Source organism: Cryobacterium sp. TMT4-10, from assembly GCF_004403275.1.
Classification (GTDB): domain Bacteria; phylum Actinomycetota; class Actinomycetes; order Actinomycetales; family Microbacteriaceae; genus Cryobacterium; species Cryobacterium shii.
The window spans coordinates 1-21,788 of sequence record NZ_SOGU01000067.1; the positions used below are offsets into that span (position 1 = coordinate 1).

Below are 21,788 nucleotides of genomic sequence, written 5' to 3' on the forward strand. Positions count from 1 at the left end.
CCACCGCCAGCGACCCCGACCCCGGCCCCGCCACCGCCAGCGACCCCGACCCCGGCCCCGCCACCGCCACCGCCAGCGACCCCGACCCCGACCCCGGCTGCGCAGCAGGGCCCGACACGACCGACCGGTCCGGATCGGCAACCGGGTCACCCGACTCGTCCAGCACCAGGTAGCTGAGCCCGTCGAACGTGCACCGCAGGCTCGAACGACGGATGCTCCGCCGCAGTTCCGCGGCCTCCTCTCCCGTCGACAGCCCAGACATCGCGGCGATGGCGTCGGCCAGCTCCTCGGTCGAGAGCAGGTCCACCTGCTCGCCCGTGACGGCCAGGACCCGAACCCGTTCCGTCAGCGGGGGCAGGCCCAGCTCCGCCGCGGCGAGGCGCGCGGCGTCGATGTAGCCGTGCAGGAGCAGGGTCGCGGCGGTGGCGCCCAGGATCGCGTTGGCCCGGCGCAGCTCCCAGTTCTGCTGCGCCGTGATCGAGAGCAGCATGCAGCCGGTCAGCATGAGCTGCCGGTCCGCCGGGCGCAGTGCCCGCCCGGCACCCACGGCCAGGAACCCCGCGGTGCGCTGGCCGGCCACGATGGAGTACTCGACGACATCCGTTCCCAGCAGCGGGAAGGTCGCGGCGGCGTGCGTGCCCGCCAGGTTCAGCCGCGCCGTCTCCTCGCGCAGCTTCGGCAGCACGCGGCTCTCGGTCGCCGGCCAGAGCGACTCCGGCGTGCCGTCGGCCGGCAGGTACGCGGCCCAGCCGCCCAGCGCCTCCGCGAGCACCTTCACCACGGATGCCGCAGCTCCTGGCCGCGTGGCGGCGCGCGCGAGCGAGGTCTGCAGCCCCAGATTCGCGGCGTAGTCGGCCTGTTCGGTGCGGCCGACGAGGTCCCAGTAGGCCCGGGAAACCTGGAGGAAGGGGGTGCCGTCCGGAACGATCAGCAGCGCCAGGCCCGCCTCCCGGCACGCGTCGGCGAGGTGCGGCGGCACATGGTCGGTGCCCGCACCAAGGCCCAGGCCGAGGGCAGCCACGCCGTGGTCGACGAGCCGCCGCACGTACCCGCGCACGTGCTCGTCGGTTCCCGCCACCGGGATTCCGGTGGTCAGCAGCAGTTCCCCGCCGCCGAGGTACGGCGTCGGGTCGTCCAGCTCGGAGACGTGCACCCCGGTGAGGTCACGGCGGGCCGGCCGTCCGCCGCCGACCGGTTGGAGGTCGCTGCCGAGCCGTTCCTGCAGCTGCACCAGGCTGATCGTCACCATGCGGATCCTTTTCGACTCTGAAACGGCCAATATCTTTGGATATTCTAGCCACCGCGCTGTTTTTTCATAGACGTTTCATACGATGTCAAGCGGATGGCCCTCGCCTACATTTATCCGATGGACACAGCGACCGTTCCCCAGACCCGACTGCTCCGCACCGCGATCCCCGGCCCCCGGTCCAGCGCGCTGCATGCCGAACGGGTGAAGCAGGTCTCCAGCGGGTTCGGGATCGCGCTGCCGGTGTTCATCGACCGGGCCGAGGGCGGCATCCTGCAGGACGTCGACGGCAACCGCATCATCGACTTCGCCTCGGGTATCGCGGTCACCAGCGTCGGAGCTGCCAACCCACTCGTGCAGGCCCGCGTCACCGAGCAGCTGGCACGGTTCAGCCACACCTGTTTCATGGTCACCGAGTACGACTCCTTCACCGCGGTCTGCGCCTGGCTGAACGCCCACACGCCTGGCGACTTCGAGAAGCGCACGGCGCTGTTCTCCACCGGTTCCGAGGCCGTGGAGAACGCCATCAAGATCGCCCGCGCCGCCACCGGCCGCGCCAAGGTGCTCGTCTTCGACGACGCGTACCACGGCCGGTCCCTGCTGACGATGGCCATGACGGCCAAGGAGAAGCCCTACAAGATCACCTTCGGGCCCTTCCCCACCGAGATCGTGCGGGCTCCGATGGCCGCTCCGCTGCGCTGGCCGAGCGGCGCGGCGAACGCCACCGCCGAGGCCCTCGCCGGGGTCGAGGCGGTCCTGGCCGAGCAGGGCCCCGAGACGTTCGCCGCCATGGTGATCGAGCCCATCCAGGGCGAGGGCGGGTTCATCGTTCCGGCCCCCGGCTTCCTGGCCGGGCTGCGCGACATCGCGGCCCGCCACGGGATCGTCTTCGTGCTCGACGAGGTGCAGGCCGGCATGGGCCGCACCGGCACCATGTTCGCCAGCGAACACGAGGGCGTCGCCGCGGACCTCCTCGTCACGGGCAAGGCGCTGGCCGGGGGCCTGCCGCTGACCGCCGTGACCGGCCGGGTCGAACTGATGAACGCCGTGCACACCGGCGGACTGGGCGGCACCTACGCCGGCAACCCGCTGGCCTGCGCGGCCGCGCTCGGCGTCTTCGAGGCATTCGAGAACGGCGACCTGCTCGCCGGTGCGCTGCGCATCGAGAGCACGGCCCGCCGCATCCTGGAACCGCTGGTGGCGGAGGAGTCCCCGATCGTCGACTTCCGCGGTCGCGGCGCCATGCTCGCGATCGAATTCGCCGACCGAGAGACCCTCGAACCGCGGCCCGAGCTCGCCGCCGCGGTCGCCTCGCTCTGCCACCAGCAGGGGGTGCTCGTGCTCGTCTGCGGAACGTACGGAAACGTCATCCGTCTGCTTCCCCCGCTCGTCATCGGGCAGGACCTGCTCGAAGACGGCCTCGCCGTGCTGCGGGCAGCCGTCGAATCCGTCTACGCCGAAGCATCCGTCGGCGCCGCGGCGGTGCACGCGTGAGCGAAACCCTCGCGACGACCGTCACGCCGGCCGGAGACCCGGCCGCAGACCCGGCCGCAGACCCGAGCTACGACCCGCGCACGGGCGCGCAGCACGGCAGCGTGCCGCACACGACCCCGGAGCACGTCGCCGCGATCCTGCGGCGCGCGCAGAGCGCGGCTTCCGTGATCGCCGGCACCAGCCCGGCGACCCGGCAGGGCTGGCTGACTGCGATCGCGGACTCCCTCCGCACCCACGAGGACGAACTCGTGCGGCTCGCGGGCGAGGAGACCGGCCTCGGCGCGGACCGCCTGCACGGCGAACTCGCCAAATGCGCCACCAGCACCGTGTTCTACGGCGCCGTCGCGGCCGAGGGCAGCTATCTGGGCGCCGGCACCGAGGGCATCGGCGGCGACTCCACCCTGTCCCGCTGGAACATCCCCCTCGGCCCGGTCGCGGTGTTCGGGGCGAGCAACTTCCCGTTCGGTTTCGGCGTGATCGGCCACGACGTGGCGTCTGCGCTCGGCGCCGGCTGCCCCGTGATCGTCAAGGCGCACCCGGCCCACCCGCGCCTCAGCGTGCGGCTGGCGGAGCTGGTCTCCGACGCGCTCGAGCGGGCCGGCGCCCCCGTGGGCAGCTACGCCCTCGTCGTCGGCTTCGACGCGGGACTCCAGCTCGTCGACGCCGCCGAGATCACCGCGATCGCCTTCACCGGCAGCCAGGGCGGCGGAATGGCGCTCGTGCAGCGCGCCGCCGCGCGGGGCGTGCCGGTCTTCGCCGAGATGGGCACCGTGAACCCGGTCTTCGTCACGACGGATGCCGCGGCCGACAGCGCGCAGATCGCGGCCGGCTTCGTGGGCTCCTTCACCCTCGGGGCGGGCCAGTTCTGCACCAAGCCCGGGTTGCTCTTCGCCCCCGCGGGCGCCGGGATCTTCGACGCCGTGCGCGCCGAGCTCCGGCAGGCCCCCAGTGCGCCCCTGCTGACCGCCGGGATCGCGCGCGGCTACCGGGCCGGCCTGACCGGACTCGCCGAAGCCGCCGCCGCGGCGGGAAACGCCGGCGCCGACAGCGCCGAGGCCGACAGCGCCGAGGCCGACAGCGCCGACGGCTACGCGGTCGACCCCCAGGCCTTCCTGGTGCGGCTGGAGGACCTCCACCCCGGCTCACGCCTGTTGGAGGAATGCTTCGGGCCGGTCGCCCTCGTCTGCGAGTACGAGGATGCCGCGGCCGCGCTCGACGCCCTCACGCGGCTGCAGCCGAGCCTGGTCGCATCCGTCTTCACCGGCGGCCCGGACGACCCGGAGTCGGCGGGGGTCGTCGGCCGGCTGCTCGGGCAGGTCGGCCGGGTCGCGCTGAACGCGTGGCCGACCGGAGTGGCCACCAGCTGGTCCATGCAGCACGGCGGGCCATGGCCGGCCACGTCCCGGTCGGAGGCGACGAGCGTCGGCGCGGGCGCGCTGGACCGCTTCGTGCGACCGGTCGCGGTGCAGAATGCCGACCCCGCGCACCTTCCGGCGGGCCTCCACCCCGACAACCCGTGGCGCATTCCGCGGCGCATCGACGGCAAGCTGACACTGCCGGCAAGCTGACACTGCCCACAAGCTGACGCTGCCGGCCGGCCGACGCGAACCACACCCTGGCACCGCCCATACCCTGAACTGCAGCTCAACCTGACGAAAGCGAAACCATGACCGACCTCTCAACCCGCATCGACTCGGCCGTTTCAGACGAGCCCGACGTGACAGACGCTCCGGCCGGCATCGTCGCCGCGCCCCAGATCGACACCTCCGACCTGATCGACATCGAGTCGCTGCTCACCGCCGACGAGGTGGCCCTGCGCGATTCCGTGCGGGCATTCGTGGACTCCACCATCAGGCCGAACATCGCCGGCTGGTACGAGAACGGGGTCTTCCCCCTCGAGATCGTGCCCCAGATGGCGAAGCTCGGCCTGCTCGGCATGCACCTGAAGGGCTACGGATGCCCGGGCCGGAGCAGCGTCGAATACGGCCTGGCCGCCCTCGAGCTGGAGGCCGGGGACTCGGGCCTGCGCACCTTCGTGAGCGTGCAGGGATCCCTCGCCATGAGCGCCATCCACAAACACGGCTCCGAGGAGCAGAAAAACGAGTGGCTGCCGAAGATGGCGGCCGGCGAGGCGATCGGCTGCTTCGGACTGACCGAGCCGAACTCGGGCTCCGACCCCAGCAGCATGACCACCTTCGCCCGCCGCGACGGTGACGACTGGGTGATCTCAGGCACGAAGCGGTGGATCGGGCTGGCCGCCGTCGCCCAGGTCGCCGTGATCTGGGCGATGACCGACGACGGGGTGCGCGGCTTCGTCGTGCCCACCGACACCGCCGGATTCACGGCCACGGTGATCGGCCCGAAGCTCTCCATGCGGGCCTCCATCCAGTGCGAGATCGACCTGGACAACGTGCGCCTGCCCGCCTCGGCGATGCTGCCGAAGGCCAAGGGACTGAGCGGCCCGTTCTCCTGCCTGAACGAGGCGCGCTACGGCATCATCTGGGGCGTCATGGGCGCGGCACGCGACAGCTACCTCACCGCCCTGGCCTACGCCGGCGAACGGATGCAGTTCGACAAGCCTTTGTCCGGCTACCAGCTGACCCAGCAGAAGCTCGTCGACATGGCGCTGGAGATCAACAAGGGCACGCTGCTCGCCCTGCACCTGGGCCGTCTCAAAGACGCCGGAACGCTGAAACCGCACCAGATCTCGATCGGCAAGCTCAACAACACCCGCGAGGCGATCAAGATCTGCCGCGAGGCCCGCACCGTGCTCGGCGGCAACGGCATCACCCTGGACTACTCGCCGCTGCGGCACGCGAACAACCTGGAGAGCGTGCGCACCTACGAGGGCACCGATGAGGTTCACACCCTGATCATCGGAAACCACATCACCGGAATCCCCGCGTTCCGCTGACACCAGCGCCCGTTCGGGTGCCGAGAGAATGAGATCTGTTTTTCGAAGATACGTTCGCATGCCTCGCGCGTCCGTCCCGGAGTTGACGCTCGTCGGCGCCGGGCGCGGGCGGTCGACGAATCCTGGCCGGGGCGTCGCTGGATCGGATCTTCTGATGCGGGTCGACAGGCTGAGCGGTTCAGCGCGGTCGCTGGGCCGCCGACGCGCCAATCGACCCCTGACGTCGTCGCTGCGCCACCAAAAGCGCCGTCAAAGCCGGTTTTTGTGACTCGAATGAACGGCCATCCTCCGAACCACGCTATGTCTTCTCGGTGTTGCCCATCATTACTGCTGCGCGGGCTGCACTCCGGTTGAGCATGCCGATGTCTCCTGATGGAGGCTGGTGGAGTTGTCCCCAGCGAGTTGCGACACGCGGTGCGAAGCGTCGATTCAAGGCAGAGACAGATTGATGCTAGGTTCAGGGAAGAATTCCAATTCAATGGAGAAAAGGGAATATACATGCGAATGAAACCGTATCTCAAGCGCAGTTTGACTGTGGTCGTTGTCGGCGGGCTCTCCGCTGTGCTGGTCGCCGGCTGTAGCAGCGGCACGCCGGAGGCGTCGGCGCCTGAGCGTGATCTCGGTACGCCGGTCGCGGGCGAAATCGGTGACGGCGTGCTCAAGGGCGTGACGCTGACCTACGCGGCGTCGGGAGGAATCTTCCAGGACGGTCAGACCAAGGCAGCCTGGGAGCCGTTCGCCGAAAAGTCGGGCGCGACTTTTCTCCAGGATGCCTTCGACTCCGGCAAGCTCAAGGCGATGGTCGACTCCGGCAACGTCTCCTGGGACGTTGTGAACACCACCCAGTTCGACACCGCTCGGGGCTGCGGCACGCTCTACGAGGAGTATGACTACTCTCAGATCGACATGTCGAAGATCCCGGAGGGAACCGTCACGGACAAGTGCATGGTTCCGAATATTCTCTACGGACTCGTGGTCGCCTACAACACGGACGCCTTCGGCGACAACCCCCCGACCAGCGCCGCTGACTTCTTCGACACGAAGAAGTTCCCGGGCAAGCGCACGGTGAGCCAGTCGACCTACGTCGACCCGCAGACGGCGGAGTTCGCACTCGTGGCGCAGGGCAAGGATCCCAGCACCATCACCACGGATGACATCGATGGCGCCTTCGACATGTACCGGTCGCTCGGCAGCGACGTGATCGGCTGGACGACTGGAGCGCAGGCCCAGCAGCAGCTCGAATCGGGTGAAGCCGTAATGGGCCTGGTCTGGTCAGGTCGCGGCTACGGTGCTGCGGCGGCCGGCGCCCCGATCGCCCCCATGTGGGACGACTGGATGATCATGGTTGACTCAACCGGTATCCCGAAGGGTATCAAGGACAAGCAGGCCGCGTTCGCCGCAGTCAACTACTACATCGGCGCAGAACAGCAGGCGAAGATGACTGAACTGACGTCGTACGGTCCGGTCAACACCGATGCAAAGCCGAAGGTCGATAAGAAGCTGGGCACCTGGCTGACAACGGAACACATGGCCACGGGTCACGCTCCCAACGTCGACTTCTGGGTCAAGAACTATGATGTGCTGGCGACAGCCTGGGCCGGTTGGGCCACGGGTAGCTGACCCTATGTCCCAGATTTCGGCTCCTTCCCGGCCGAGGGTGACCTCGGCCGGGAAGGTCGGCTCGGAGGCGAACCAGCGGGCACCCAGAAACTGGAAGCCGTTCCTTCTCCTCGTCCCGGCGTTTCTCATCGTCTCCCTCTTCTTCCTCGCACCACTTGTCGACGTCTTCATCCGGAGCATCACCGACCCTCGGCTGGGCCTGCAGAACTATGTCTGGCTCTTCACCACCGAGACGAATATCACGGTGACCGTGCGCACCTTCGGCACCGCGCTTCTGGTTACCGTGGTGTGCGTGCTCCTCGCGTACCCGTATGCGTACCTGATGACGATCGTGGGCGATCGCACCCGGAATCTGCTCCAACTGTTCGTGATGCTTCCACTCTGGACCAGCATTCTCGTCCGCACGCTTGCCTGGATGGTGCTGCTGCAGGACACCGGACCGATTAACGGATTCCTCGAGACCGCGTTCGGCATCGGACCACTGCCGCTGATCAGAAGTACTTTCGGTGTCGCTTTGGCGATGAGTCAGGTGTTGCTTCCCTTCATGGTGCTGCCGCTGTACTCGGCGATGTCCAAAATCGACAAGCGTCTGTTGCCTGCGGCGTCGAATCTCGGTGCGAGGCCGATCACCGCATTCTTCACTGTCTACCTGCCCTTGTCCCGCCCAGGAATCTTCGCCGGTTCGATCACGGTGTTCATCCTCGGGCTGGGCTTCTACATCATTCCGTCGTTGCTCGGGTCGTCGAAGGAGATCATGATATCGGCCCTGATGTACCAGCAGATCAGCGTCTTCCTCATGTGGGGTCAGGGCACCGCGCTGGGGATCTTCCTGCTCGCAGCCACCGTCCTCATTCTCGTTGTGGTCGGCCGGCTGTCGAAGGGTGCAAGCATGTTCCCGGGGGTCGAGAAATGATGCTGCGGAGGGTGCTCGGCGCTATCGCGATTCTGATCATCGCCTGGCTGGTTCTGCCCACGTTGGTCATTATTCCGATGTCGTTCAACTCGGCCAGTTCATTCAACTTCCCGCCCAAGGGATTCTCCCTTCGGTGGTACGAGAACTTTTTCACAGACGCCTCATGGCTCCGGGCCCTCGGCGCCTCACTGCAAGTGGCGATCGTCACCATGATCGTTGCCACCACAGTGGGGGTAATGGCATCGATCGGCCTCTCGAAGGTTCGGTTCCGGGGTAAGGCGTTATTGGAGAACTTCTTCCTCACCCCACTCATCGTTCCTGGCATCGTGATTGCCGTTGGGCTCTACTCGCTCTTTCTCCGATTCAATCTCCTGGGGACACTGCCGGGCTTCGTTCTCGCTCACACCGTGGTCGCATTGCCACTCGTGATCATCAACGTGATGGCTTCACTGCAGGGCGTCGATCCACGACTCGAAGAGGCGTCGGCGAGCCTCGGAGCGGGACGGCTGCAAACCTTCTTCAGCATCACGTTGCCGCTGATCATGCCGGGAGTCACGGCCGGGGCCCTGTTCGCCTTTGTCACCTCCTTCGATGAGATCATTCTGTCTCTGTTCATCCAGAGTCCTCAGCTGCAGACGCTGCCGGTGAAGATCTACTACAGCGTCACCCAAACCAATGACCCCACCGTGGCTGCGGTAGCCGTGATAGCCATGTTCACATCCGTGATCATCATGCTTTCCGCGCAATTCGCCAGTCGTAAGAGAAAGTCGGTTTCCGCATGACCTCGAATGAAATTGCCGGGACCGCACCCTCACCCGACCAGATCCTCCGTGAGCTCAATCTCGACACTCAAGCGATCAGCACCATCAACCACGCCGGCATCAGCCTGCGCAACGTGACGAAGCGCTACGGCGAGAAGGCCGTTGTCGATGACATCGACCTCATCGTCGAACCGGGAGAGTTCATGACTTTCCTGGGGCCGTCCGGATCGGGCAAGACGACCACGCTGAACATGATCGCCGGTTTCGCGAGCGTGACTGAGGGGCTCCTGCACATCTACGGCAAGCCCGTGGCGAAGGTGCCCGCCCACAAGCGAGACATTGGGATGGTTTTCCAGAACTACGCGCTCTTCCCGCACATGACCGTTGCGGAGAACATCGCGTACCCCCTCAAGCGACGCAAGATCCCCAAGGACCGTCAGCGAACCATGGTCAAGGACGTGCTGGACATGGTCCGGATGGGGGACTACGGCAATCGTTCTCCCGCAGAGCTTTCGGGCGGGCAACAGCAACGGGTCGCACTTGCGCGTGCTCTGGTCTACAGTCCCCGAGTGCTTCTCATGGACGAACCCCTCGGCGCACTCGACAAGAAGTTGCGTGAATGGCTCCAGGCAGAGATCAAGAGAATTCACCGCGAAGTGGGCTCGACGTTCGTGTACGTGACACACGATCAAGAGGAAGCGCTGTCAATGTCTGACCGGATCGCGGTCTTCAATAACGGAAAGATCGAACAGGTCGGCAGCTCGGTCGAATTGTACGAACGCCCGAACACCCTCTTCGTCGGTCGATTCCTCGGAGAATCGACGGTCCTCATCGGGAAGCGGGCGGGATCCGTTGATGGAGGCACAACCGTCGACGTCGCCGGACATCAGATATCCGTGCCTGGCGACAGAGTCGGTGACGACCTGGCTGTGCTGATCCGTCCTGAGAACATCGTGCTGTATCAGGAGGGGTACCGTCCGGACTCAGCCTCATTCCAATCGGTTGATGTTCGGGTCCTGGGAGTGACCTATCTGGGATCGGGATGGCGATACGAAGTCCTTCTGCCGGACGGCAGCAGCGGTACCGTTCGGGTATCGCACTCGAGCGAGTCCTTCGCTGAGGGGAGCAAAGCCACGATGGTGTGGCACGTCGAATCCGGGGTACTCCTGCAGGACTCGGGAGAACTCGGGGAATCGACTACCTGACGGCCGCGATCAGGCATCCGGTGTGGGTGGCTGCCGCTTGTCCTTTACAGGGCGAGGGATGCAGCCACCCGCCGAGCTTCCCGGAAGCCGCTTTCGATGGCACCGTCGATGAAGCCGCCCCAGAGATCCGCAGTGTCGCAGCCGGCAAAGTGAACGATGCCGCTCGGAGTCTGGAGATCGCGAAGGTGACGGGTCAACTGATTGGGGCGGTGCACCATCCAGGTGTTCTGCGAAAGCGGGTCCTTCATCCAATCATGTGAGGCGACCTCGAGCACTTCGAGATCGTCGCGCCAGACTGCGAGTGCTGCCTGAACCTGGGCGATGCTGGTGACGTCGATCATGGTGTGGTCAGGGCCGAACGCGATGAGGACGGATTCGTCTTCGGAGATGAACTCGCTCTTCAATACCGATATCGGGTGTCGCTGGGAGGCGTATGCGAAGAATGGTGTGACGGCGCCCCGAACTCGAATCCACAGTTTGATGCCCTGGGACCCCACACGTTCACGGTTCGACGCCGACCAGGCTTCGGGGAGTTCGGGGGACATCCGGATGCTGTGCACGGCGTTTATGGGGAGTGTCATGATGATCCGCCGCGCGCGGACCTGGGTGCCGTCTTCACAGGTCACAATCCCAAAGTCGGCTTGGTGATCGATCGAGCGAACGGTCGTTCCCAACCGGATCTCACCGCGGACATCCTCGGCAATCGCCTGGGTGAAAGCAGACATGCCGCCGACCACGCTGTACGTCGCCGAGGCCTCGTGCATCAGCGGCCAGTGTCCACCGCTGGCGCTTACCCAACGGAGCGCGGCGGAGAGCCCGACCTCGTTGAGAGGGGCGTTCATATGCCCCACCCAGACTGACTCATTCGCCGACCGAGCCTCGTCGTCGAGGGCGATCGAGTCGAAGCGATCCTGCAGTGACAGGGAATCAAGAGAGGCGATCTCACCACTGGTGGGGTCGACCGCACGGGGGATCGCGGAGAGCGAATCTGACACCAGCCGGGCCTGACCATCGGCGATCAGGGCCATGAAATTTTCCAGCGTCCCACTGCGGCGGGCATCGCCCGCGCCCAACCAATACGCCTCCTCGGGACGAATGCTGCGGGTGACGTGTCGACCATAGCGAGTCACTTCCGACCAGGTATGGGGTTGGACCCAGTGCACCCATGTGCCGCCGAGTTCCAGGTCGTGTCCAAGCCTGTGGTCTGTCCAGGTGCGGCCACCGACCCGGTCGCGTGCCTCCAGCACCAGCACGGTGAGGCCGGCGTTCCCAAGTTCTCGCGCGGCAATCAGGCCGGAGAAGCCGGCCCCGACCACAACGACGTCGACAGTCTCCACGTGGTGAATTCCCTTTCGATCTCGGGGCGTAATTAGGAAAGCAGCCGCAGGGCAGCGGCCGCACGTACGCCCGATTCCACTGCGCCGTTGAGCGATTGCGCTATCCCGGTATGTTCGCCCGCGATGGCCACGCGTCCGGAAGGCAACTTGAAGGCGCCGATGTCATCGGCTGTCCAGTCGAGAGACGCGGCAGAATATGAGCCCTGAGCCCATTCATCGCTCGTCCAGTCGGTGAGGAGGGGGTCACCGTCGAGAACCAGTTCTGGACGCATTTCCTGGAGAGCGGCGAGCCAGGTTCGGGGACCTGCCACGGTCTCGAGCGCCTGGAGCGTCGCTTCGCCTCCAGCGAAGCAGGAAAGAGCGGGAACGCGATTCTCCCCGTCGGCCGACATCGATCGCCATGACCACCACGCCTGGTCACCGTGCTGCAGTGCTGAATCGCCATCGACCCTTGTCAGCGGAACCCCGAGCTTGGCTGCGGTCCCCATGAAGCGGTGATCGAGTGCAATCCGCTGTGCCGGGTTCAGATCGAATCCCAACGCGAGCGAACGGAGGAGCGGGAAAGGAACGGTGATGACTGCTGCGTCAGCGTCGATCGAACCGCCATCAGCCAGGGTCACCTGGACACCCGTCCTGCTCTGGTCGACCCCGATAACGGGAGACTCCAGCCGCACAGCGGGAGCAAGCCGGCGAGCGAGTTCAAGTGCCAGGGACTGATTGCCGTTGAGAAATCGTCCCCCATCCTCGACGTACCCGTTGGCTGACGAAGACTCATGGAGAATCGCAGCTTCGGCACTGATCCTGGCGGGATCTGCCGCAAGGGAAGTCCTGATCCGACAATAAAGGGGGTTAGCGCGAAAGTTTCCTCCCAGCGTCGCACTGTAGACGTCATCAACAGAAACGCGGTCGAGCCCGTCGCTGAGCATGGTCGTCAGCGTTGACGACAGCCTCGCGGACGTCTCATTGAGTTCCGCGAAGGAGACGTGGGAGGTGCCGACTGTCCGGCGCCCGTAACGCACGTTGTGGGTGAGGACCGGGACACCCACTTCGGCTGAGAGCCTCCGAATTTCGAACTCGGTCGGGAAGACGTATTCACCCCCACGCTCCGTCAATTGCCCGTTGCTCAGTTTCTGGGACCAGGTGCGCCCGCCGACCCGATTGCGAGCCTCGAGAATGGTTGTCTCGTGGCCGAGCTTGTGAAGTTCCCAGGCGGCGGTAAGGCCGGCCAGACCGGCGCCGATGATTATTACTTTCATGATGAGGTCCCCAATGACCGCGACGGTGCCGAGTGCGCTCGAGATCTTCTCCGCCGATGGGCCTGAGGTATTTCGAACCTTTCCCAAAATACTATCGAATGGGGCGCGGACCGCGGATTTTGGTGTGGGAATCGCCGCATGCGTCTGCTGGCGGGGCTGTCCGTCCGGAAAGATGATGGCCACAGCAGCACAGGCAGGCCTTTCGGTGACTCTCGGCGTCATCCGTGCCCGCTAGCCTGAAGTAGTCACCGCACCAAGCATCGCACCAGCCACCGCACCACTGGAGGACACCAATGCTGTTGACCGCCGACCTGTACGACGAACGCGGAGAAGAACTGCAGTCCGTCTCGCTCCAGTTCCAGGACCTCGGCGGCCGCGCCCGGTTCACCGGACCGATTCGCACCGTGACCTGCTTCCAGGACAATGCCCTGGTCAAATCGGTGCTGTCCACGCCCGGGGACGGCGCCGTGCTCGTGGTCGACGGCGGCGGCTCGCTCGAGACCGCGCTGATGGGCGACATGATCGCCGACCTCGCGGTGCAGAACGGCTGGGCCGGCGTCGTGATCAACGGCGCGATCCGCGACCGGGTCGCCATCGGCACCATGCAACTCGGGGTCAAGGCCCTCGGCAGCAACCCCCGCAAGAGCTCGAAGGCCGGCGTGGGCGTCACGGATGCCGTGGTCGAGTTCGGCGGCGTGACTTTCACCCCCGGGCGCACGGTCTTCTGCGACGAAGACGGGATCCTCGTCGAGCGGTAGCACGCTTCGAGCGCTAGGGCTTCGAGCGCTAGGGCTTCGAGCGCTGGGGCATCGAGTGGTCGCACGTGTTGGACCGGACGCGCGGCGCCACCCGAGGAAACTCACTCAGGTGGAGCCGCTGGTGCGGGGTCCAACATCATTGTTGTACTCGGGGAACAGCGCTGGTCACCCGGCTTCTCACGTTACGCGGATCGAGGGGGCTTTGTCATCACCGAATCGGCGTGAATCAGCCCGAATCGGCCGCGCAAGCTAACGATTGATACCGAGCTAACGATTGACACCGAGCCACCCGTAGCGGCGCTGCGGCCGCCCGGCCTGGCCGTAGCGCAGGGTGACGCCGGCCTGCCCGGTGTGCACGAAATGCTCGAGGTATTTGCGGGCGACGACCCGGGACAGGCCCAGCGTCTCCGCACACTCGGATGCCGCGACATCCGTCTCGCTGTCGACCAGCGTGTACTCGACCAGGCTCGCGGTCTCCTTGCTGAGTCCCTTCGGCAGCGGCGGGATCACGGCCACCGACCCCGTGGCGCCGAGGGCCTGGTCGAGGTCGCTCTGGCTGATCTGGCCGGGCCGGGTGAGCAGGCGGCGACGCTCGGCGTAGCCGTGCAGCCGCGACTGCAGCTCGGTGATCTTGAACGGCTTCAGCAGGTAGCTCACGATCCCGCCCTGCAGGGCGGCGCCGATGGTCTCGGCCTCGCGCGCTGCGCTCAGCACGAGGAAGTCGACGTCGTGGTCGGCCTCGCGGGCGCGGCGGATGACGTCCAGCCCGGTCATATCGGGCAGGTAGATGTCCAGCAGCACGAGGCAGGGCCGCAGCTCGGTGATCAGCTGCAACGCTTCGGCGCCGGAGTGGGCCACGCCCACCACCCGGAAGCCGGGCTGCTGCAGCACGACGCGCTCGTGCGCCCGGGCCACCATGAAGTCGTCGTCGACGACCAGCACGTCACACATGGTTCGCCTCCCGCGCGGCCGCGGGTCGGCCCGGCTCCACCGACAGTACCGGAAGCGCCGACGAAACCGGCAGCACGGCCGTGAACACGGTGCCGTCCTCGTGCCGGTACGTCACCTCGCCGCCGCGCCGGGTGACCACCAGCCGAACGATCGCCAGACCGAAGCCGTGCTCGGCCCCGCTGGACTCGGCCCCGGTTCCGGCCCCGGCCCCGATCTCAGCAACGGAACGGGCCGGCGCCGGCCGCTTCGACGTCACGCCCGCCTCGAACACGCGCTCGAGCAGCCCCGACTCGACGCCGGGTCCCGTGTCGCGCACCGTGACCCGAACGGCGGCCGCCAGCATCCGGATGTCCACCTCCACCTTGCGCGTCCCGGCTCCGGTGACCGCGTCGAGCGCGTTGTCCACCAGGTTGCCGATCACCGTCACCAGGTCGGTCGAGAGCCGCGGGTCCACCCGCGGCAGCGCGGACGCGGCCGACAGGGTCAGCTCGGCGCCGCGCTCCCGGGCCAGCGAGGTCTTCGCGATCACCAGGGCGGCGACGGCGGGCTCCGCCAGGCGGGTGAGCACGTCCCGGTCCAGGTCCGACCGGTCGCGGGTGACCGCGTCGATATAGTCGACGGCCGCGTCGGTGTCCCCGAGCTGCATCAGCATCGAGATCGTGTGCAGCCGGTTCGCGAACTCGTGGGTCTGCGCGCGCAGGGTGTCGGTGGCCTGCTGGCTGCTGCCCAGGTCGCGCTGCAGGGTGACCAGTTCGGTGCGGTCGCGCAGGGTTGTCACCACCTCGGGTTTCGCCCGCGGCGGGTGGATCGTGGTCTGATTGAGCACGAGCAGCATGCCCCCGTTGACGAGGGGCGTGTCCCGGTCGTTCTCGCCGTGCGTGCGCAGGGCGCGGGCGGCCGCGTCGTCGAGCCCGACCTCGTGGATCGACCGGCCCGGGGCGTCGTCGGGTAGTCCCAGCAGCATCCGGGCGCTGTCGTTGGCGAGGGTGATGATGCCGTCCGCGTCCACGGCCACGACGCCTTCACGGATGCCGTGCAGCATGGCCTCCCGGTGCTCCACCAGGCGGGCGATCTGTTCCGGTTCCAGGCCGAGGGTCTGCCGTTTGACCCGGGCCGCCATCCACCACGACCCGGCCGCGCCGAGCACCCCGGCCACGCTGAGGTAGGTGAGCAGGTTCGGGGCGGCGGCGGCGAGCAGCCCCGCCAGGGTCGGCAGCTGGCGCCCGGCCACGAGGTGGCCCACCAGCTCGCCGGCGTCGTCGAGCACGGGAACCCGGGCGACGACGTGGTCGATGGTGCCGAGCGGGGCCAGGCCGGCCCACGCGCCGTCCGACCCGGTCGGGGCAGTGCCCAGCACGAGCACGGTACGCAGCAGCCTCGGGTCGGCGGGCGACGCGAGAACGCGGCCGGCGGCATCCGTCACGATCAGTTCGTCGACGCCGGTCGTGGTGCGCAGGGTCTCCACGGGGGCGGTGAGCCGGGCGGGCGGCGAGGCGGCCGGAGCGTCCGCGTCGGGGGAGGCGTCGGCAGGGGCGACGGAAGAGGCGTCGGCAGACACGTCAGGGGCCGCATCGGCGAGGATGCTGCGCAGCAGCGGGTTCGCGGCCGAGTATTCGGCCACGGCCAGCATGCGCCGCTGCTGACCCGATTCGAAGGTCTGGCGGGTCTGCTCGAGCGAGATGGCGGTGACGGCCACGAGCACGATCGCCAGCAGGCTGAGCTGGAACAGCAGCAGCCGGCGGGTGAGGGTCAGCCGGGACCGGGTCGACTGCGGCGTGCGCGGTGATGGTGACTGCACGTGCCCTCCACTCGGTCGTCGTCGGCCCTAGAGAATCGTCGCGCACAATGGGGGAGAAGGGAAACCCGCACACAAGCTACACAACGTTCGCTAACACCATAAGTTGTGGCGGCCCGGGGGTGCCTGCGCACCATGGGACCCGTCGGCAATGAGGCCGGCCAACGAACCAGAGGAACGCAATGAGAAAACCAGCAATGTCGCGGCGTCTCATCGGCAGCACCATGATGGCTTCAACCCTGGTGCTCGCGCTCAGCGCCTGCGGCGTCACGGGCGGGGCTTCCACAGCCGCGACCGACAGCGAGCCGCTCCAGAACCTGCAGGTCATGGTGCCCAACGCGCCGGGCTCGGGCTACGACGTGACCGGCCGCGCCGCGGTGCGGGTCATGGACGAGGTCGGCATCAGCACCGGCACCGAGGTCACCAACCTGGCCGGCGCCGGCGGCACGATCGGCCTCGCCCGCACGCTCACCGAGAAGGGAAACGCGAACTTCCTGCTCGTGATGGGCCTCGGCGTCGTCGGCGCCGCGTACACGAATGAGGGCGATGCGAAGGTCGCGGATGCCGAGCCGATCGCCCGCCTGATCGAAGAAGCCGGGGCCATCTTCGTGCCCGCGAACTCCCCGTACACGACACTCGACGACCTGGTCACCGCGTGGAAGGCCAACCCGGCGAACTTCGCGGTCGGCGGCGGCTCCTCGCCCGGCGGCCCGGACCACCTGCTGCCGATGCAGCTCGCGGATGCCGTCGGCATCGAGGCCAGCACGGTGAACTACGTCGCCTACGACGGCGGCGGCGAGATGCTGCCGGCCATCCTGGGCGGCAAGCTCCAGTTCGCGGCCTCCGGCTACGGCGAATACCTCGAGCAGGTCAAGTCGGGCGAGCTGCGCGTGCTGGCCGTCACCAGCGCGAAGCGCGTCCCGGTGATCGACGCGCCCACGCTCACGGAAGAGGGCGTCGACCTGGTCTTCACCAACTGGCGCGGGCTGCTCGCGGCCCCCGGCCTGACCAAAGCCGAGAAGGCCCGCCTGATCGGCGCCGTCACCGCGATGCACGACAGCGACGAGTGGGCCCAGGTCCTCGAGGACAACGGCTGGACGGATGCGTTCCTCACCGGCACGAAATTCTCCACCTTCCTGACCGAGCAGGACGAACGGGTCGCGAGCACGCTCACGAGCCTGGGATTGGTGTGACCGGCGTCACCACCCCGAGCACCCTGATGCGCGGTCGCTCCGAGCTGGGCGTCGCCGCCCTGCTCGGGGCGCTCGCCGCGGTCGTAGCGGTCGATGCGGCGAACATCCGTCACACCGCCGTCAGCACCGGGGTGATGGGCCCGCAGGTGGTGCCCTTCCTGATCGCGGCGGGCCTGGCCCTCTGCGCGATCGCGCTCACGGTCAACGTGCTGCGCGGCGGCCACGGGCACCCCGAGGAGGGCGAGGACATCGACCTCACCACCGGTGCGCACTGGCCGACGCTGCTCGGGCTGGGCGCGCTCATCCTGGCTGCCGCGTTCACGATGGAACCCCTCGGGTTCGTCATCACCAGCGCCATCCTCTTCTACGGTTCGACGCTTCTGCTCGGCTCCCGGCACTACGTCTGGGGGCTGCTGATCGGCATCGCGCTCGCCGTGGCCACGTTCTACGGCTTCGTACTGGGCCTCGGCATTCCCCTGCCGGCCGGCCTGCTGACGGGAATTCTCTGATGGAAAATCTCTCCCTGTTGATGGAGGGCTTCGCGAACGCGCTGACCCTGCAGAACCTGCTCTTCGCCCTGATCGGCGTGCTGCTCGGCACCGCCGTCGGCGTGCTTCCGGGCATCGGGCCGGCCATGACGGTGGCGCTGCTGTTGCCCCTGACCTACGCGCTGGACGTGACCGGGTCGCTGATCATGTTCGCCGGCATCTACTACGGCGGCATGTACGGCGGGTCGACCACCTCGATCCTGCTCAACACGCCGGGGGAGTCCTCCTCGGTGGTCACGGCCCTCGAAGGCAACAAGATGGCCAAGGCCGGCCGGGGCGCCCAGGCGCTCGCGACGGCCGCGATCGGCTCGTTCGTGGCCGGCACCATCGCCACCGCTGCCCTCGTGTTCGTGGCCCCGTTCATCGTGTCGATCGCGATCAGTCTCGGCGCCCCGTCGTACTTCGCGATGATGGTGTTCGCGTTCATCGCGGTGAGCACCGTGCTCGGCACCTCGCGCATCCGTGGCCTGTCGTCGCTGATGATCGGGCTCGCCATCGGCCTGGTCGGCATGGACGCCACCACCGGGCAGCCCCGGTTGACCTTCGGGCAGCCGCTCCTGGCCGGCGGGATCGACGTGGTCGTGATCGCGGTCGCGCTCTTCGCGATCGGCGAGGCGCTCTGGATCGCCGCCCACCTGCGGCACGGCAAGCCGGTCACCATCCCGGTGGGCGTGCCGTGGATGGGCAAGGAGGACTGGAGGCGCAGCTGGAAGCCCTGGCTGCGCGGCACCGCGATCGGGTTCCCATTCGGGGCCATTCCGGCCGGCGGGGCCGAGATTCCCACCTTCCTCTCGTACGTCGTCGAGAAGAAGCTGTCGAAGCATCCGGAGGAGTTCGGCAAGGGCGCGATCGAGGGCGTGGCCGGTCCGGAGGCCGCGAACAACGCGTCGGCGGCCGGCACGCTCGTGCCGCTGCTGACCCTGGGCCTGCCGACGACGGCGACGGCTGCGGTGATGATCGCCGCGTTCAACCAGTACGGGATCCACCCCGGGCCGCTCCTGTTCAAGACCGAACCGGTGCTGGTCTGGACCCTGATCGCGAGCCTGTTCGTCGGCAACACCCTGCTTCTGCTGCTGAACCTGCCGCTCGCGCCGTTCTGGGCGAAGCTGCTGCGCATCCCGCGGCCCTACCTCTATGCCGGGATCCTGTTCTTCGCGACCCTCGGAGCGTATGCCGCGGGGCTGAAGGCGCTCAACATCGTGATCCTGCTGCTGATCGGGTCGCTCGGCTACGTCGCCCGGCGGTACGGCTTCCCGGTGCTGCCGATCATCGTCGGCGCCATCCTTGGACCGCAGATGGAACGTCAGCTGCGGCGGGCGCTGCAGATCAGCAACGGCGACCCGGGGGCTCTCGTCAGCGAGCCCGTGGCCGTGGTCATGTACACGGTGATCGTGCTGTTCCTGGTGCTTCCGCCTCTGGTGCGGTGGGCGCGGCGTCGCGCCGGGATCGTCCCGAGCGGTGCTGCCGGGCCGGGTGCCGGTGGGTTGGGTGTCGGTGCCGCGTCCACGGATGCCTCGTCCACGGATGCCTCGTCCACGGATGCCTCGTCCACGGATGCTGCGTCGACGGATGCTGCGTCGACGGATGCCTCGTACACGGATGCTGCGTCGACGGATGCCTCGTACACGGATGCTGCGTCGACGGATGCCTCGTCCACGGATGCTGCGCCCGAGGACGCCGACCAGTCGGACACCTTCGTGCGCTGACGCAGCCGTAGCCGGCAACATCCGCCGAGTTCGTCACTTCCGGTCGAGTTCGCCAAGTGTGCCTGGCGACCTCGACCGGAACAGGCGAACTCGGCGACGGATGCTGCGACATCCGTCTCTCGGATGCCACCGTCAGGCACCCGCGGGGCGCCCTGGCCCTCGCCCTCGCGGTCTCGCGGAACAGTCGCGCGGTGCTCAACATCCGCCGAGTTCGTCACTTCCGGTCGAGTTCGCCAAGTGTGCCTGGCGACCTCGACCGGAACAGGCGAACTCGGCGACGGATGCTCGACCGGAACAGGCGAACTCGGCGACGGATGCTCGACCGGAACAGGCGAACTCGGCGTACGGATGCCCGGTCCGGCGACGCGGGACCGGCGGACGGAGACCCGGCCGGCGCCCGGGCTCAGCGCAGGGCGGACCGCCCGGCGTGCACGACCTGGCTGCGCTCGGTCAGTTCGACGACGCGTGCCGTGCCGTTCTCGAGGGTGACCTCGACCTCGAAGGCGTGGTCGAGGGCGGTGCTCTGCCGGAAGTCGGTCACGGTTCCGCTGCCGACCTCGGCCAGGGCGGCCTGCTCGGAGCTCGTGCGGTCGACGCTGGCGAGTTCGGCCCGGGTAAGCGCCCGGGGAGCGAGAGCGGATGCGCCCTCGCCCGTCCAGCCGGGAGTGCTCATCCAGACGACGGCGAATGTGGCGTCGAGTTCGACGGTGACCTCCACCCCGTTGGGGAGCCGGGTCTCCACTTCGTATGGCGTGGCGGCGGCCGGGCGGCGCTGGGCATCCGTCACGGTGCCGGGCCCGATCACGGTGAGGGCGGCGCGGCTCGCGCGTTCGAGTTCGTTGTCGGTCAGGCGCGTGTCATCGCTGCCGACGGCCGTCGCGATTCCGGCCGCACCGGCGCCCACGGCGACCATGACGGCCACGGCGACCGCGATCCAGGTCTTGTTTCCGACACGGGGCACCCAGGAAAAAGTCACACCCCCCAGTCTGGGGGATACCGCACGGTCCCGATGACACGACGGCCGGAGCGATGGCGCCGCCCCCAGCTGCGGAGTCGGGGCGGGGCGGCTACGGCTTGCGCACATGGCCCGGAATGGCCCCGAGAATCGCCACGGATGCCCACCGTCGCCGCCGCATCGGCGAGTCTCGGAGCAAAGGGCGAGCCTCGGCAGGAGACTGCCGTGAGACGGCCCCCCCTCGGGGGCTGCTGTGCGCCGGGGCCCAGTCGCTAGATTCGAGTCAGTACTGGGGGGGAGAGCGATGATGATGGAGAGTGCCTCCCTGCGCCCGCCGTTCGCGGCACCCTCCCTTCACGATCAGCTTCTGGGCCGGCGGGAAAGCACATCACCGCGCACATCACCGCGCACATCACCGCGCACATCACCGCGTTCGCCGCTCGGTCGAATCTTCGGCCGGTCGTCGCGTGGCGCCGACGGTGCGTCATGGTACTTCGGAGCCGAGGGAGCAAACGTGGTGCGCTCACTGCTGGCGACGCTGCCGCCGGAATGGACCGTGTTCCACTCCGTGGTCAGCGCGGCAAAATCCAACGCCGACCACCTCGTGATCGGCCCCGGCGGCATCTTCACGATCAGCACGAAGCACCACGGCGGCACGCAAGTCCGGGTCGGCAAGCACGATATGTCCGTCGACGGCGAGAAGGTGCACTACCTGCGGGCTGCCGAGTTCGCGGCCGAGCGGGTCACGGAACTGGTGCAGGCACGGATGCCGTTGCTCGCCCCCGTTCAGCCCGTGATCGCCTTCGTCAACCCCGAGCAGCTCGTGATCATGGAGAAACCCGAGCAGGTCAAGGTCATCGACGCGGGCGACCTGCGCCGCTGGCTGGTCAACCTGCACCCCGTGCTGACGGCCGGTGAGGTGCAGGAGGTGGCCGACCTGCTCGACAGTCCCGGCAGCTGGCGCGCTCTGCCCGAGAACGAGAACGAGAACGAGAACGAGCCCGAACACGCCGCGGCCCCGGGACGGATGCGCGTGGCCGGCATCCGTCGCCTGCACTGGATCCTGCGCGCCGCGCTGGCCGTCCTCGGGGCAGGCATCGCCGTGCTGCCTCTGCTGGGGGGAACCGGCGGCTGAA

At 67.6% G+C, this 21,788-nt stretch carries 18 protein-coding genes; 12 read left to right on the forward strand and 6 right to left on the reverse strand.

The features are described from left to right. Positions 1 to 1,249 (reverse strand): PucR family transcriptional regulator ligand-binding domain-containing protein (locus tag E3T42_RS09495; protein WP_134402920.1); only part of this gene is annotated, 1,249 nt, incomplete at its 3' end. A 117-nt stretch (positions 1,250 to 1,366) separates the two neighbouring features. Between E3T42_RS09495 and E3T42_RS09500 the strand changes: the two genes are divergently transcribed. The 7 genes from E3T42_RS09500 to E3T42_RS09530 all read left to right on the forward strand — a co-directional run bounded on the left by E3T42_RS09500 (position 1,367) and on the right by E3T42_RS09530 (position 10,153). Continuing rightward, positions 1,367 to 2,740, forward strand: a complete 1,374-nt coding sequence (locus E3T42_RS09500) for an aminotransferase class III-fold pyridoxal phosphate-dependent enzyme (protein WP_134402921.1) — start codon at positions 1,367 to 1,369, stop codon at positions 2,738 to 2,740. Next, positions 2,737 to 4,308: an aldehyde dehydrogenase family protein gene (locus tag E3T42_RS09505; protein ID WP_134402922.1), complete on the forward strand. Its 1,572-nt coding sequence runs from the start codon at positions 2,737 to 2,739 to the stop codon at positions 4,306 to 4,308. Before E3T42_RS09500 ends, E3T42_RS09505 begins: the two co-directional genes overlap by 4 nt. A gap of 98 nt (positions 4,309 to 4,406) precedes the next feature. Beyond that, positions 4,407 to 5,654 carry an acyl-CoA dehydrogenase family protein gene (locus tag E3T42_RS09510; protein ID WP_134367235.1) on the forward strand — a complete coding sequence of 416 codons (1,248 nt, stop codon included), beginning with the start codon at positions 4,407 to 4,409 and terminating at the stop codon, positions 5,652 to 5,654. Between the two features lie 504 nt (positions 5,655 to 6,158). Next, positions 6,159 to 7,274 carry an extracellular solute-binding protein gene (locus E3T42_RS09515; protein ID WP_166787209.1) on the forward strand — a complete coding sequence of 372 codons (1,116 nt, stop codon included), beginning with the start codon at positions 6,159 to 6,161 and terminating at the stop codon, positions 7,272 to 7,274. Positions 7,275 to 7,278: 4 nt separating this feature from the next. Further along, entirely contained in the window at positions 7,279 to 8,187 is a 909-nt protein-coding gene (locus E3T42_RS09520) for an ABC transporter permease (RefSeq protein ID WP_134367238.1), read from the forward strand. Positions 8,188 to 8,198: 11 nt separating this feature from the next. Continuing rightward, positions 8,199 to 8,969 (forward strand): ABC transporter permease, encoded by a 771-nt coding sequence (locus E3T42_RS09525; RefSeq protein WP_241975964.1) that lies wholly within the window; start codon positions 8,199 to 8,201, stop codon positions 8,967 to 8,969. Continuing rightward, complete coding sequence (locus E3T42_RS09530; RefSeq protein ID WP_134367242.1) at positions 8,966 to 10,153, forward strand: ABC transporter ATP-binding protein; 1,188 nt, start codon at positions 8,966 to 8,968, stop codon at positions 10,151 to 10,153. The genes E3T42_RS09525 and E3T42_RS09530 overlap by 4 nt, the downstream gene beginning before the upstream one ends. 44 nt (positions 10,154 to 10,197) lie before the next feature. Here E3T42_RS09530 and E3T42_RS09535 read toward each other — a convergent pair whose 3' ends face one another. Further along, positions 10,198 to 11,490 carry an NAD(P)/FAD-dependent oxidoreductase gene (locus E3T42_RS09535; RefSeq protein ID WP_134367244.1) on the reverse strand — a complete coding sequence of 431 codons (1,293 nt, stop codon included), beginning with the start codon at positions 11,488 to 11,490 and terminating at the stop codon, positions 10,198 to 10,200. A gap of 32 nt (positions 11,491 to 11,522) precedes the next feature. Beyond that, entirely contained in the window at positions 11,523 to 12,929 is a 1,407-nt protein-coding gene (locus E3T42_RS09540) for an NAD(P)/FAD-dependent oxidoreductase (protein WP_241975966.1), read from the reverse strand. A 110-nt stretch (positions 12,930 to 13,039) separates the two neighbouring features. Here E3T42_RS09540 and rraA point away from each other — a divergent pair, with 110 nt between their 5' ends. After that, a complete protein-coding gene (gene rraA / locus E3T42_RS09545; protein WP_134367246.1) occupies positions 13,040 to 13,504 on the forward strand; it encodes a ribonuclease E activity regulator RraA in 465 nt (154 codons plus the stop codon). Positions 13,505 to 13,771: 267 nt separating this feature from the next. Here rraA and E3T42_RS09550 read toward each other — a convergent pair whose 3' ends face one another. Together E3T42_RS09550 and E3T42_RS09555 are read right to left on the reverse strand one after the other, a co-directional pair. Continuing rightward, entirely contained in the window at positions 13,772 to 14,455 is a 684-nt protein-coding gene (locus E3T42_RS09550; protein ID WP_134367248.1) for a response regulator, read from the reverse strand. Beyond that, on the reverse strand, positions 14,448 to 16,253 hold the full coding sequence (locus tag E3T42_RS09555) for an ATP-binding protein (RefSeq protein WP_134367250.1): 1,806 nt from the start codon (positions 16,251 to 16,253) through the stop codon (positions 14,448 to 14,450). The genes E3T42_RS09550 and E3T42_RS09555 overlap by 8 nt, the downstream gene beginning before the upstream one ends. 194 nt (positions 16,254 to 16,447) lie before the next feature. On the opposite strand from E3T42_RS09555, the gene E3T42_RS09560 reads away from it, so the two are divergent. From E3T42_RS09560 to E3T42_RS09570, 3 genes are read left to right on the forward strand one after another with little or no spacing between them, the layout of a single operon-like run. Continuing rightward, positions 16,448 to 17,443 (forward strand): tripartite tricarboxylate transporter substrate binding protein, encoded by a 996-nt coding sequence (locus E3T42_RS09560; protein ID WP_241975968.1) that lies wholly within the window; start codon positions 16,448 to 16,450, stop codon positions 17,441 to 17,443. Then, positions 17,440 to 17,952: a tripartite tricarboxylate transporter TctB family protein gene (locus E3T42_RS09565; RefSeq protein WP_241975970.1), complete on the forward strand. Its 513-nt coding sequence runs from the start codon at positions 17,440 to 17,442 to the stop codon at positions 17,950 to 17,952. Before E3T42_RS09560 ends, E3T42_RS09565 begins: the two co-directional genes overlap by 4 nt. Further along, positions 17,952 to 19,697: a tripartite tricarboxylate transporter permease gene (locus tag E3T42_RS09570; protein ID WP_134402923.1), complete on the forward strand. Its 1,746-nt coding sequence runs from the start codon at positions 17,952 to 17,954 to the stop codon at positions 19,695 to 19,697. Before E3T42_RS09565 ends, E3T42_RS09570 begins: the two co-directional genes overlap by 1 nt. A 403-nt stretch (positions 19,698 to 20,100) precedes the next feature. Here the strand turns inward: E3T42_RS09570 and E3T42_RS09575 are convergent, their stop codons facing one another. After that, positions 20,101 to 20,673 (reverse strand): PepSY domain-containing protein, encoded by a 573-nt coding sequence (locus E3T42_RS09575; RefSeq protein ID WP_134402924.1) that lies wholly within the window; start codon positions 20,671 to 20,673, stop codon positions 20,101 to 20,103. Positions 20,674 to 20,962: 289 nt separating this feature from the next. Between E3T42_RS09575 and E3T42_RS09580 the strand changes: the two genes are divergently transcribed. After that, positions 20,963 to 21,787 (forward strand): nuclease-related domain-containing protein, encoded by an 825-nt coding sequence (locus tag E3T42_RS09580; RefSeq protein WP_255572874.1) that lies wholly within the window; start codon positions 20,963 to 20,965, stop codon positions 21,785 to 21,787. Position 21,788: the final 1 nt, after the last annotated feature.

Excerpts from the sequence above, each read along its gene's own strand:
- E3T42_RS09570 (WP_134402923.1), top strand. The coding sequence starts at position 17,952 with ATGGAAAATCTCTCCCTGTTGATGGAGGGCTTCGCGAACGCGCTGACC.
- E3T42_RS09500 (WP_134402921.1), top strand. The coding sequence starts at position 1,367 with ATGGACACAGCGACCGTTCCCCAGACCCGACTGCTCCGCACCGCGATC.
- rraA (WP_134367246.1), top strand. The coding sequence starts at position 13,040 with ATGCTGTTGACCGCCGACCTGTACGACGAACGCGGAGAAGAACTGCAG.
- E3T42_RS09530 (WP_134367242.1), top strand. The coding sequence starts at position 8,966 with ATGACCTCGAATGAAATTGCCGGGACCGCACCCTCACCCGACCAGATC.
- E3T42_RS09550 (WP_134367248.1), bottom strand. The coding sequence starts at position 14,455 with ATGTGTGACGTGCTGGTCGTCGACGACGACTTCATGGTGGCCCGGGCG.
- E3T42_RS09560 (WP_241975968.1), top strand. The coding sequence starts at position 16,448 with ATGTCGCGGCGTCTCATCGGCAGCACCATGATGGCTTCAACCCTGGTG.
- E3T42_RS09515 (WP_166787209.1), top strand. The coding sequence starts at position 6,159 with ATGAAACCGTATCTCAAGCGCAGTTTGACTGTGGTCGTTGTCGGCGGG.
- E3T42_RS09520 (WP_134367238.1), top strand. The coding sequence starts at position 7,279 with ATGTCCCAGATTTCGGCTCCTTCCCGGCCGAGGGTGACCTCGGCCGGG.
- E3T42_RS09510 (WP_134367235.1), top strand. The coding sequence starts at position 4,407 with ATGACCGACCTCTCAACCCGCATCGACTCGGCCGTTTCAGACGAGCCC.
- E3T42_RS09580 (WP_255572874.1), top strand. The coding sequence starts at position 20,963 with ATGGAGAGTGCCTCCCTGCGCCCGCCGTTCGCGGCACCCTCCCTTCAC.